We start from the raw sequence: 13,032 nt of genomic DNA on the forward strand, positions 1-13,032 counted from the left end.
GCCGTTGGGCTCCCCCCGGGGAGGGAGCCCAACGGCGAAGCCAATGATCGGGTTTACCGATCCGCACCGATCCCTGCTCGAGTGCCGGCTGGCACCCGACCGATGCGAATAATGCCTCCTTGCGCGTATATGGACTACTGCCGGACTTCGGCTCTAATGGAAAACTTCGGCCTGCGCGGCCGCGGGAAGGCTGCCCTCCGGCACGTCGCCCCGCGTGGGCTCCAGGCGCACGATCACTGCCTTGGAGACCGGGGTATTGCTTCCCTCCGCGGTGTTGTTCAGCGGCACCAGCACATTAGCCTCCGGGTAGTAGGCCGCGGCGCAGCCCCGGGCGGTGGGATAGGAAACAACCCGGAACTTGCGCAGAACCCGCTCCGTGTCGTCCTTGTACTGACCCCGGACGTCGACCAGTTGGCCATCCGCCAGACCCAGTTCGGCCAGGTCCTCAGGGTTCACGAAGACCACATGGCGTCCGTTTTTGATGCCGCGGTAGCGGTCATTGTTTCCGTAGATGGTGGTATTGAACTGGTCATGTGAGCGCAGCGTTTGAAGGATCAGTGTGCCAGCCGGCCGTTCGATGTATTCCAGCTCGTTTACGGTCAGCATGGCCTTGCCGGTGGGCGTGTTGAAGGTGCGTGAATCCCGTGGGCCGTTGGGAAGAATGAAGCCTCCCTCTTGCCGGATCTTGGCGTTGTAATCCCCGCAGCCGGCAACAACATGCGAGATGTGCTCGCGGATCAGATCGTAATCCTGTTCGTAACCGCTCCAGTCGGCATTGATTTTATCGCCCAGCACGGCGCGCGCGAGACGGCTGACGATGGCTATCTCAGAGAGCAGGTTGGGCGCCACCGGGTTGACCTTGCCCCAGGACGGGTGCACGGCGCAGACGGTGTCTTCCACCGACACGAACTGCGGCCCGGTGGCCTGAAGATCGATTTCGGTGCGGCCCATGGTGGGCAGGATCAGTGCCTCGGCACCTGTCACCGTGTGGGACCGGTTGAGCTTGGTGGAAATCTGGACTGTCATTTCGGTTTTTTCCATCGCAGCTTCAGCCGTCTGGGTGTCCGAAATGGCAGCGACGAGGTTGCCGCCGAGCGCGGTGAAGACTTTAATGCCGCCGTCGTGCATGCGCCTGATGGTTTCGACCGCATCCGCGCCATGCTCGCGCGGCGGTGCAAAGTCGAATTCCTTGCCCAGAGCGTCGAGGAAAGCCGGCGGCATCTGCTCCCAGATCCCCATGGTGCGGTCCCCCTGTACATTGCTGTGGCCGCGGATGGGAGAGGCACCCGCACCGGGCTTGCCGATGTTTCCGCGCAGCAAAAGCAGGTTGATGACCTCTTTAATCGCCGCTACGCCCTTTTTCTGCTGGGTCAGGCCCATTGCCCAGGTCACGATGACCTTGTCAGCCTGCAGATACCGTGCGGCCAGCTCATCAATCTCCTCGATGCGCAGACCGGTCGCCTCCAGCACCGCCTGCTCGTCCAACCCGCTGAGATGATCCCTGAGCTCCTCCAGTCCCTGGCAGTGCTCACGGAGGAACTCGTGATCCAGCACGGCTCCGGGAGCCTTCGCCTCGGCATCCAGCACACGTTTGGACAATGCCTGGAGCAGAGCCATGTCCCCGCCGAGCCTGATCTGCAGGTATTGATCCGCGATGTCCGTACCGCGTCCAATGATGCCCTTGACCTTCTGCGGATTCTTGTACCGTTTGAGTCCGGCTTCCGGCATCGGGTTGACGGCAACAATTGTGCCCCCGGCCTCCTTGGCCTCTTCCAACGCCGTGAGCATGCGCGGATGATTGGTGCCGGGATTCTGCCCCATGATGATGATCAGGTCAGCCTTGGCATAGTCGTCATAGCTGACCGTGGCCTTGCCCACGCCGATGGTCTGGCCCATGCCCCAACCCGAGGACTCGTGGCACATATTCGAACAGTCAGGCAGGTTGTTGGTCCCGTATCCCCGAACAAACAGCTGGTAGAGGAATGCGGCCTCGTTGGAGGTGCGTCCGCTGGTATAGAACGCCGCCTGGTCCGGTGAATCAAGGCTTTTGAGCTTATCTGCCAGAATTGAGAACGCCTTGTCCCAGCTCACCGGCCGGTAATGATCCTCGCCCTCGGCTTTGTAGACCGGTTCCGTCAAGCGTCCCTGCATGCCCAGCCAATACTCGGATTTCTGCCGCAATTCGCTGACGGTGTGCTCGGCCCAGAATTCGCTTGAGATAACCACGGGCGTGGCCTCCCAAGTGACGGCCTTGGCGCCGTTTTCGCAAAACTCGAAGGTTTTCCGATGGCCCGGATCCGGCCAGGCGCAGCTGGGGCAGTCAAACCCGTCCTTCTGGTTCATGCCCAGCAGCGTTTTGCGGGACCGGTTTACCCCCATATGTTCCAGGGCGGCCTTCATGGAGATATAGACGGCCGGCACGCCAGCGGCCCAGTCCTCCGGTTTATCCTCCACCTCGATCTTGCTTTCGTCGGCTTCTTTTACGGGTTCGTTGCCGCCCATGCTGAACTCTCCTATGACTGTTTCTTGCCGCTTTCGACGGATGCACTTGCCTCAGGACTAGCAGTAATCTCCGTCCGGAGCAAGGAACCGGTGCGAGCCGCCGTCGGGAATTGCTGCCTGCAGGCGGCTTCGGCAGTTCGAAGGTCGTGAGGCGTGGCGGCAAATCTCCGTCTGGAATTGATCTGGGCATTGATCCAGGAATTGCTGCGGGTGTCGGTGAGGATGGCGGTGAGGGTATCGGTCAGGGTGGTGGCAGGCGTCGGCAGGTGTCGGCAGGTGTCGGCTTGGCATCCGTAAGGCGTGACTGCCGTCGGCCGCAGGAAGCTGTCAGCGGTAAAGTGGAACTGTTTCCCGGGGTTCTTTGTGAACTTCGGCTATTTGTGTTGTGCCCTGCGGCTGGCACACGAGCGAAGCGGCAGTCAATGGTTGTCGATTAGTTGCCACTTGGCCACCAAGAGACGCACGCCGTATTGCCACCATGTCAAGGAGATTGTCCAGATGAGCCTCAATGGTTTGCGAACTGCCCTTGCCGACGATCCCGCCTTTGCGCGGGTGCGTGGGTATGCCGCGAAGCCACCCGCGGACCGGAGCCAGGATCTGCAGATGGGCGCACCCACGGGACTGCGGGCCGCCCTGCTGGCAGAAATGGCCGATGGGCTGGCTGCGGCTCCACAGGTGGACGGGCGGACCGGAGTGGTGTTGGCCATCACGGCGACAGGGCGCGAAACTGAGGATTTGGTAGCGGCGTTGCGGGCATACCTCCCGGCTGACGCGGTGGCCGAATTCCCCAGTTGGGAGACGTTGCCGCATGAACGCCTGTCGCCGCGGTCGGACACCGTTGGACGCAGGCTCTCGCTTCTGCGCCGGCTTACGCATCCGCACGACGACGCAGCACAGGCCGGCGGGTCACAGGTCGGCCCATCGCAGGGCGCCAGGGCTCGGAGCGGATCGTCGCAGGATGGTGGAGTTCGGAGCGGATCGCCGCTGCGGATTGTGGTAGCCCCGGTGCGTGCCGTAGTGCAGCCGTTGGTTGCGGGGCTGGGTGACCTGGTGCCAGTTACGGTATCCGTGGGGGATGAAATTCCGTTTTCCGATTTGGTGCAGCGGCTTGCCGATGCTGCCTACGCCCGGGTCGATATGGTCACACACCGTGGCGAATTCGCCGTCCGTGGGGGCATCCTGGATGTCTTTCCGCCGACCGAGGATCATCCCATCCGGGTGGAGTTTTTTGGCGACGAGGTGGAGCAGATGCGCTGGTTCGCCGTCGCTGACCAGCGCTCGCTGAGTTCAGCAAGTAACGCCACCACAGCTAACACCAGCGAAAGTGCCAAGTCAGCTGGTGCAAGCGACGCGGCTGCTAAGCCGGACGGGATCTCTAAGGCGGCTGGGACGGGCAGCGCGGCTGGGACTGCTGGGACTGCCAGTACGGCTGGGACTGCCAACCCACCTGGGACTGCTGGTACGGCTGTGACCGCCAACGCCTCCGGCTCTGCCGGGAAACTGGTGGACCCGACCACGCTGTATGCGCCGCCGTGCCGGGAGATCCTGATTACGGCGTCCGTGATGTCCCGGGCGGCCAAGCTCAAGGATCGGATGCCGGCGGCTGCGGCGATGCTGGAGAAGATTGCCGGCGGCATTGCCGTGGAGGGGATGGAATCACTGGCGCCGGCCCTGGTTGATGCGATGGTGCCCCTGACCTCGCAGTTCCCACCTGGCTCGGTGGCAGTGGTGATCGAGCCCGAAAAAGTCCGCGCCCGGGCCCACGACTTGGAGGCGACCAACGAGGAGTTTCTGGAGGCGGCCTGGTCCACGGCGTCCGACGGCGGTGTGGCGCCTCTGGATCTGGCCTCCCAAGAGGGTGTGGACCTGGCCGCTGCCAGTTTCAAGTCCCTTTCCGACACCCGGTCCAGTGCGCTCGCGGCGGGTTTGAGCTGGTGGTCCATCACGTCCTTCAACCCAGACGCGGAACTGGTCCTGGACATTGATGTGCTGAACCTTCCGGCCCGCGAACCACGGGGCTACCAAGGTGATGTAGCCGAGATGCTCGAGTTCATCGGATCGAGGATCCGGGACCAATGGCGCGTGGTGGTGGCAACGGATGGGCCGGGCCCGGCGCAGCGGCTGGCCGAGTTGTTCCACGACGCGGACATACCTGCAGCCCGGGTGGATTCGCTTGAAAAGCTGCCACAGGCGGGCATCATCGAGGTGACCACTGCCGCCGTCGGCCGTGGCTTTGTCTTTGACGGACTGAAACTGGGGCTGCTGACAGAGGCTGACCTGCTGGGTAAGACATCCGTCAGCTCAACCCGGGACATGCGCAGGATGCCATCTAAGCGCCGCAACGTGGTGGACCCGCTGCAGCTGCGCGCCGGTGACCACGTGGTGCATGAGCAGCATGGCGTGGGGAAGTTCGTTGAGCTGATCCAGCGCAAGGTCTCGACCGGCTCTCCGTCCGCGGGGCTGCGCGAATATTTGGTGTTGGAATACGCGCCATCCAAGCGCGGAGCCCCGGGGGACCGGTTGTTTGTGCCCACGGATCAGCTGGACCAAGTCACCGCCTACGTGGGCGGCGACGCACCGGCGCTGAGCAAGATGGGTGGCTCGGACTGGGCCGCGACGAAGTCCAGGGCGCGTAAGGCCGTAAAGGAGATCGCCGGCGAGCTGATCCGGCTGTATTCGGCCCGGATGGCCACGCGTGGGCACGCCTTCGCTCCGGATACGCCGTGGCAGCGCGAGCTCGAGGAGGCCTTTCCCTACGTCGAGACGCCGGACCAGTTGACCACCATCAACGAGGTTAAAGCGGACATGGAGAAGGAAATTCCGATGGACCGCCTGGTCTCGGGCGATGTGGGCTACGGAAAAACCGAAATCGCCGTCCGGGCGGCGTTCAAGGCGGTCCAGGACGGCAAGCAGGTAGCCATGTTGGTGCCCACCACGCTGCTGGCGCAGCAGCACCTGGAAACCTTCAACGAGCGTTTTTCCGGCTTTCCGGTGCGGGTCAAACCGCTGTCCCGTTTCCAGAGCTCCAAGGAGGCCAAGGACACGGTGGAGGGTGTGCGGAACGGCGCGGTGGACGTGGTGATTGGCACGCACCGGCTGCTGTCCAAGGAGGTCCAGTTCAAGGACCTGGGGCTGGTCATTGTCGATGAAGAGCAGCGTTTCGGCGTGGAACACAAGGAAGCGCTGAAAAAGATGCGCACCAACGTCGATGTGCTGGCGATGAGTGCCACGCCAATTCCGCGGACTTTGGAAATGTCGCTGACCGGAATCCGGGAGACGTCCACGCTGGCGACGCCGCCGGAAGAGAGGCACCCGGTGCTGACCTATGTCGGTGCGTATTCGGATAAGCAGGCCTCCGCGGCGATCCGGCGGGAGCTGATGCGCGAGGGGCAGGTGTTCTTCGTGCACAATCGGGTCAGCTCCATTGAGCGGACCGCCGCGCATATCCAGCAGCTGGTCCCGGAGGCGCGCGTTGCCGTCGCGCATGGTCAGATGAGCGAATCCCGGCTTGAGCAGATCATTGTGGACTTCTGGGAGAAACGGTTCGATGTGCTGGTCTGCACCACCATCATTGAGACAGGGCTGGACATTTCAAACGCAAATACCCTGATTGTGGACCGGGCCGACAATTATGGCCTGTCCCAGCTGCATCAGCTGCGTGGGCGGGTGGGCCGAGGCCGGGAGCGGGCGTACGCCTACTTCCTCTACCCTGTCGACAAGCCGCTGGGTGAGGTGGCGCTGGAACGGCTCAAGGCCGTGGCGGCCCACAACGAACTCGGGGCCGGAATGCAATTGGCGCTCAAGGACCTGGAGATTCGCGGAGCCGGGAACCTGCTGGGCGGGGAACAATCCGGACATATCCAAGGCGTCGGCTTCGACCTGTACATCCGGCTGGTGGGGGAGGCCGTGGCAGACTACCGCGGCGAGGCCGAGGAACGGCCGGCCGAGATGAAGATCGAACTGCCGGTCAACGCCCATTTGCCGCACGATTACGTGCCGGGCGAGCGGCTGCGGCTGGAGGCCTACCGAAAACTGGCATCGGCACAAAACAACGAGGCGATCGAAGAGGTGCTGGCGGAGTTGGTCGACCGCTACGGCGAGCCGCCAGCAGCGGCAGTAAACCTGATCGCCGTCGCCCGCTTCCGTGTCGCTGCCCGCGCGGCCAGCCTGACCGACGTGGCGATGCAGGGTTCCTTCGTCAAGTTCGCTCCGGCTCAGTTGCCCGAATCCAAGGTGATGCGCCTGCAGCGGATGTATCCCGGCGCTATGGTGAAGACAGCGCTGGATGCCGTGCTGATCCCAAAGCCGAAAACCGCGCGGATCGGCGGCCGCGACTTGGCGGACGCGGAGGTGCTCGCGTGGGCGCAGGGTGTGCTGGACGCCATCTTCGCGGAGTGAGCCGACTTCGGCGGACCGTGTTCGGCCCCACGTGAACCCCGTCCCAACTGGGCCGCAGTGCGACGGACTCCGGGTAAGGCCCGCGGTAGCAGCCCGCTGGTGGGTGAGGCTACTCGTCCGAGGAGTTGGCGCGGCTTAGCCACGTCATCGGAATCACGAACGAGAGGAAAATCAGGGCGAGGGCTATCGCTGCGGGCCAGACGTTGCTCAGGGTCAGGAAGGAGAAGGCAAAGATCCCGCCCAAAAAGAGGGCGAAGAAGATCACGAAGAGAATAATGCTCTGGCCGAGCGGATTCTCGCGGGTGTCTTGGGTTGGCATTATTCCTCCTTGGCCCCGAAATGGCAGGGCCGCTCGCAAACAGTTCTACCCGAAATCCTAGTATGAACTGCTCCCTTGCCCATCATTGACGATGGCAATGCCGGAGCTGGCACCGATCCGGGTCGCTCCGGCGGCAATCATGGCCTGCGCATCGGCCAGCGTTCGAACCCCTCCCGAAGCCTTAACACCGAGCGTTGGGCCGACCGTTGCCCGCATCAGGGCCACGTCCTCCGCGGTGGCACCGCCGCCGTTGAATCCGGTGGAGGTTTTGACGAAGTCTGCGCCGGCCTCAACGGCCGCCCGGCACGCCATGACCTTCTGCTCCTGGTTCAGCAGCGAGGTTTCGATAATGACCTTGAGGATGGCGTCCGCTTCGTGCACGGCTTCGGCGACGGCGGAAATGTCATCCACCAGCGAGCCCTTGTCCAGCGCCCGTGCGGCGGCGATGTTGATCACCATGTCGATTTCGTCAGCGCCGTCGAGGGTGGCCCCGCGGGCCTCGAACACTTTCACATCGGTTGGGGTGGCGCCCAAGGGAAAACCGATGACCGAACAGGTGCGCACGCCACTGCCTTTGAGAGCTTTGTGCACGGTCTTGACCCACACGGGATTCACGCAGACCGAGAAAAAGCTGTATTCGACCGCCTCGGCACAGACCTTGAGCACATCATCTTCGCCTGCCTCCGGTTTGAGCAGCGTGTGGTCTATGTAGGCCGCAACGCCGCGGCCAGCCGTGCCGGGGGTGGTGGATTCAGCTCCGGTGATATTGGGTGTGGCATCGGAGAGAGAGGTCATGGTGTGGCCTTCCGGTAGGAATGGTGAACTCCATATTCCCACAACGCACGTATAGTTGTCGGCGGCTTCAGAGTCCCAGGGCGAGGCGGACGTCGTCCAGTACCGCATCCAAGACCGCCCGGGCCCGGGCCCGGGCCGGAGCAAGATCCGCCGCTGCAGTGACCGGGACGATGACCTCCAGATAGCATTTGAGCTTCGGTTCGGTTCCGCTGGGACGGATGATCACCCGACTGCCGTTTTCCGTCAGGTACAGCAGCGCGTCGGTGGGTGGCAGGGCAGCCGAGCTGACGGAGGCGTCCCCTTCCGAAAGGTCGACTGCCTTTTGGACGGCGGATCCGCCGAAGCTCGTCGGCGGGTTTCGCCGCAGCCGGGACATCATCGTCTCCAACAGAGAAAGATCAGCCACCCGGACGCTGAGCTGATCACTCGCGTGCAGCCCGTATTTCAGGGCCAGATCATCGAGGGTGTCGAACATGGAACGCCCCGCTGCCTTGGCCGCCGCTGCCAGTTCCGCAATTAGCAGGGCGGCCGAGATGCCATCCTTGTCCCGTACAAGTTCCGGTGCGACGCAATAACCCAGGGCTTCCTCGTAGCCGTAATCCAGCCCCGGCACGCGCGAGATCCACTTGAATCCGGTCAGCGTCTGGACATGGTCAATGCCGTGGCTGGCGGCGATCCGGCCGAGCAGCCGGGAAGAAACTATCGAATTGGCAAAGACCCTGCCGCTGCCCTTCATTCGTTCCGCCAAGTGGGCACCAAGCAGCGATCCGACTTCGTCTCCGCTGAGCATCCGCCAGGAGCCTGTTGACGGGTCGACGGCGGCCACGGCCGCGCGGTCGGCATCCGGATCGTTGGCAATTACGATGTCCGCGCCGGTTTCCCGCGCGGCCTCCAGGGCCAGATCGAGTGCGCCGGGTTCCTCCGGATTTGGGAAGGCCACCGTTGGGAAATCGGGATCCGGTTTAGCCTGCGCGGTCACCACTGTCACGTCGTCGAAACCGGCGTCGGTAAGAACCGAAACGGCCGTCGTTCCGCCCACGCCATGCAGGGGCGTCAAAACGATCTTCAGCCCGCGGGCAGGGAAATGTGTCCGGTCCGCGAGATCGACGACGGCACTTACATAGCGGTCCACAAGACCAGCGTCCGCCTGCCCGCGGTCGGCTTGGCCACCGTCCACAAGATCATCGCCCATGGGTCTCACGTCCGCTCCGCCCGCGTGTCCGACGCCGTTGGCAGCCGGACTCCCCGGCGTCGCTTCCGCGGCCTTTTCCCCCGCGGACTGGTCTGAGGCCACCGGGTCCGTCCCGGCTCCCTCGGACGGGGACCGGTCGCCGGTCATCCAGGCACCCGCCGCACGGGCGACCAGTCCGGCGTCGGCCCCATGGTTAACCAAACCACCGTCCGCAGCCTGGGCCAGCCGTGCGGTAATGGACACATCAGCATCAACCGCGCCAAGGCGGGTGGCCGGGTCGTTCACATCCGCAGCGTCAATCACTGTCCAGCCGTTCGATGCCAGTGCAACGCTGCGCACGGAGCCGACCGCGGCAATCTGAGCCGCGATGTCTGTGTCGAACGGTGCCACAATCTGCGCCCCGCGCGCGGACTCCTCCACGGCCCGGCCGCCCAAGTAGACCTTGTATCCGTTGTCCTGCGGCGGGTTGTGGCTCGCCGTGACCATCACGCCGCCCTCGCACTCCAGTGCGCGCACGGCGTAGGCCAGCACTGGCGTGGGCAGTGCGGAGGGCAGCAGGAACGTCTCGATCCCGGCGGCGGTGAAAATGGCGGCGGTTTCGGTGGCGAAGATTTCCGAATTGTGCCGTGCGTCAAAGCCGACGACGGCGCGCGGGGTGTAAGCCGGTCCGTTCCCGGTTTGGGCCCTGTTCAGTAGGAATGAGGCTAGTCCCGCGGCCGCTCGGCGGACGACAATCCGGTTCATCCGGTTGGGGCCGGCTCCCAGCTTGGCCCGCAGACCTGCTGTGCCGAACTGCAGAGTGCCACTAAAGCTGTCCGCGAGCTCCAACTGTGCCTGCACCTTCAGGGACGCGGCGTCACAGAGTTCCGGCTGGCGTCCGGGCGCGGTTGGCTCGGCGTGCTTGTGTTGGGCTGCGTGCGGTTCGATTGCGCCATCGTCGGCCTGCCTGAGCTGGGCTGCGTGCGGCTCGCTCGTGCCGTCGTCGGCGTGCCCGATCAGCGACCGAAGCTGCCCCTCGGTGACGGGATCCGGGTCCAGATCCGCCCACTCGCGGGCGGCGTCCAGAAGCGACTGCAGGGCAGCGTCAGTGAGAGTCATGGAACAAACCTATCGTTTGGGCCTCAAGGCAGCTGCCCTGCCCCCCAATCATGCGCACCCGAGCTCGCCGGTCCTGCCCTTTGGCCATCCAACCGCTCGCGGTCCTGCGGAGCGCCGTCGTACAGCCTGCCTTCCTACAGCTTTGCGATGATGCCGGCCAGCAGCTCGCCTTCCTACAACTTTGCGATGATGCCGGCAAGCAGCCTCGAAATGCGCGGTCCGGCGGCCCGGCCTGCCTCCAGAACTTCCTGATGGCTCAGCGGCGCGTCACTTATCCCGGCGGCCAGATTGGTTACCAGCGAAATCCCGAAAACTTCCATCCCGGCGTGCCGCGCGGCAATCGCCTCCAGCGCGGTGGACATCCCGACCAAGTCCGCCCCGATCCGCTTGGCGTACCGCACCTCTGCGGGAGTTTCGTAGTGCGGGCCGGTGAACTGCGCGTAGACGCCCTCCGCCAGCCCCGGATCCACCTGTCGGGCCACCGCCCGCAGCCGGGCGGAGTACAGGTCTGTCAGGTCCACGAAGGTGGGGCCCTCCAGCGGCGACGTGGCGGTGAGGTTAATGTGGTCGCTGATCAGCACGGGCGTGCCGGGAAGCCACGCCTCGTTCAGGCCGCCACAGCCGTTTGTGAGCACCAAGGTGCGGGCGCCTGCGGCCGCTGCCGTGCGCACCCCGTGCACCACGGCCCGAACACCCTTGCCCTCATATAAGTGCGTCCGTGCTCCCAGCACCAGGACGCGCTTGCCCTGCGGGGTCAGGACCGAGCGGATGGTTCCGACGTGACCCTGCACCGCGGGGGCGCTGAACCCCGGGATATCCGCGGCCGCCAGGGTGGCCGTGGTTTCACCGATCAGCTCCGCCGCCTCGCCCCAACCCGATCCCAGCACCAGCGCCACGTCGTGGACGGGCACCTGCGTGTGGGCGGCGATGTAGTCCGCCGCACGCTTGGCCTGCTCGAACGGGCCCTGTGCGAAGGGGTCCGGGGCCGCACCGGTTTCGGGGGAAGGCGAAGAATCAAGTGTGTTCATCAGAACAACCTATCCGCTTGGTGGCAGTGGCCGCGATAAGAGAGAATGGGCTATTGTGACGAGCCAATCCGAAATTCCTTCTCCTCTCGCGGTTCCCAGTCTGGCAATCCTGGGCGGTGGCCCAGGCGGTTATGAGGCCGCAATCGTGGCCGCGTCGCTGGGTTCGCAAGTGACGATAGTGGAACGAACCGGGCTGGGCGGCTCGGCGGTGCTGACCGACGTGGTCCCATCCAAGACCCTGATTGCCACGGCCGATGCCATGACCCGGATGATCGATGCGACGGATCTCGGCGTGAGATTCGACGTCGACAACGGCGACAGCACACCGATCATGCGGGCGGACCTCAAGCAGGTAAACGACCGCGTGCTGCGACTGGCGGCCGAACAATCAACCGATATCCGTGCCGATCTGGAACGCAGGGGAGTGCGGATCATCTTTGGTTCCGGGCGGCTGCTGGATAACCACACGATTGAAGTCAGCACCGCGGAGGGAGCCGAAACCGTCACTGCAGACGCGATCCTGCTCGCCGTTGGTGCGCATCCCCGGGAGCTGGCCACGGCACAACCCGACGGGGAACGGATCCTGAACTGGACCCAGGTCTATAGTCTCGATGAGGTGCCACAGGAATTGATCGTGGTGGGCTCGGGTGTCACGGGTGCGGAATTCGCCTCGGCCTATAACGGCCTTGGTTCGAAGGTCACGCTGATTTCCAGCCGCGAACAGGTCCTGCCTGGCGAGGACGCTGACGCCGCGCAGGTGCTGGAGGACGTTTTTGCCCGCCGCGGTCTGGCGGTGCTGGCACGGTCCCGTGCTGCCGCCGTCGAACGCGTGGACGACGGCGTCGTCGTCACCCTCAGCGACGGACGCGAGGTGAGCGGCACTCATTGCCTGGTCTGCGTTGGCTCCATCCCCAACACGCATGACCTCGGCCTCGGGGCTGCCGGCGTGGAACTGAGCCCGAGCGGACACATCAAGGTCGACGGCGTCTCCCGCACCACCGCTCCCAACGTATACGCTGCCGGGGACTGCACAGGCGTCCTGGCACTGGCCTCCGTCGCCGCGATGCAGGGCAGGATCGCGGTGGCTCATTTGCTCGGGGATGCCGTTCGTCCGCTCAAGCTCAAGCAGGTTTCCTCGAACATTTTCACTTCCCCGGAAATCGCGTCGGTGGGCGTCACGGAGGCCGAAGTGGAATCTGGCCAGTACCAGGGCGACGTGATCAAGCTGTCCCTGCACACCAACGCGCGCGCCAAAATGCGGAACTTCAAGGACGGCTTCATCAAAATCATTGCCCGGAGAGGCTCCGGAACCGTCATCGGTGGTGTGGTGGTGGGCCCCGGGGCCTCGGAGCTGATCTTCCCGATTGCCCTCGCCGTAACGCAAAAGCTGAACGTGGATGATGTGGCCAACACCTTCACCGTGTATCCGTCGCTGAGCGGCTCCATCTCCGAGGCGGCTCGGCGGCTGCACGTCCATATGTAGTTAGCGGTCGAGCCCACTGCAGACACTGCAGAGCACTGGGAGTCGGTGGCCGGGACAGTGCTGGGTTCGGCTAGATGAATAATTCCAAGGGTCAGTGATCGTAGGCGGTCATGGAGCGACGCACAGCTTGGCCGATCCGATCGTTGTGCCAGATCGCTGCGGTCAGGGCCAGCAGGCGTTGGACGACGCGGGCGGTGACGCCGGCGGGTGTCCGCCC

7 protein-coding genes and 1 pseudogene are annotated in these 13,032 nt (G+C 64.2%); 2 read left to right on the top strand and 6 right to left on the bottom strand.

Annotation, left to right across the window (positions count from 1 at the left end; translation table 11 throughout):
• Nucleotides 1–153 precede the first annotated feature (153 nt).
• Entirely contained in the window at nucleotides 154–2,502 is a 2,349-nt protein-coding gene (locus IV498_RS17335) for an FdhF/YdeP family oxidoreductase (protein ID WP_269048335.1), read from the bottom strand.
• A 498-nt stretch (nucleotides 2,503–3,000) separates the two neighbouring features.
• On the opposite strand from IV498_RS17335, the gene mfd reads away from it, so the two are divergent.
• Complete coding sequence (gene mfd / locus IV498_RS17340) at nucleotides 3,001–6,900, top strand: transcription-repair coupling factor (RefSeq protein WP_269048336.1); 3,900 nt, start codon at nucleotides 3,001–3,003, stop codon at nucleotides 6,898–6,900.
• A 109-nt stretch (nucleotides 6,901–7,009) separates the two neighbouring features.
• Here the strand turns inward: mfd and IV498_RS17345 are convergent, their stop codons facing one another.
• The 4 genes from IV498_RS17345 to IV498_RS17360 form a co-directional block, all read right to left on the bottom strand.
• Nucleotides 7,010–7,219, bottom strand: coding sequence for a hypothetical protein (locus IV498_RS17345; protein ID WP_269048337.1), 210 nt, complete (start codon nucleotides 7,217–7,219; stop codon nucleotides 7,010–7,012).
• A gap of 57 nt (nucleotides 7,220–7,276) precedes the next feature.
• A complete protein-coding gene (gene deoC, locus IV498_RS17350; protein ID WP_269048338.1) occupies nucleotides 7,277–8,014 on the bottom strand; it encodes a deoxyribose-phosphate aldolase in 738 nt (245 codons plus the stop codon).
• 67 nt (nucleotides 8,015–8,081) lie between these two features.
• Nucleotides 8,082–10,304: a phospho-sugar mutase gene (locus IV498_RS17355; RefSeq protein ID WP_269048339.1), complete on the bottom strand. Its 2,223-nt coding sequence runs from the start codon at nucleotides 10,302–10,304 to the stop codon at nucleotides 8,082–8,084.
• 173 nt (nucleotides 10,305–10,477) lie between these two features.
• Nucleotides 10,478–11,332, bottom strand: a complete 855-nt coding sequence (locus IV498_RS17360; RefSeq protein ID WP_269048340.1) for a purine-nucleoside phosphorylase — start codon at nucleotides 11,330–11,332, stop codon at nucleotides 10,478–10,480.
• A gap of 55 nt (nucleotides 11,333–11,387) precedes the next feature.
• On the opposite strand from IV498_RS17360, the gene IV498_RS17365 reads away from it, so the two are divergent.
• Nucleotides 11,388–12,815, top strand: coding sequence for an NAD(P)H-quinone dehydrogenase (locus IV498_RS17365; RefSeq protein ID WP_442951378.1), 1,428 nt, complete (start codon nucleotides 11,388–11,390; stop codon nucleotides 12,813–12,815).
• A gap of 91 nt (nucleotides 12,816–12,906) precedes the next feature.
• Here IV498_RS17365 and IV498_RS17370 read toward each other — a convergent pair.
• Nucleotides 12,907–13,032, bottom strand: a pseudogene (locus IV498_RS17370) (IS982 family transposase); the annotation flags it as partial.

The organism is Paenarthrobacter sp. Z7-10 (assembly GCF_026932795.1).
In the GTDB taxonomy this organism is placed as follows: Bacteria; Actinomycetota; Actinomycetes; order Actinomycetales; family Micrococcaceae; genus Arthrobacter_M.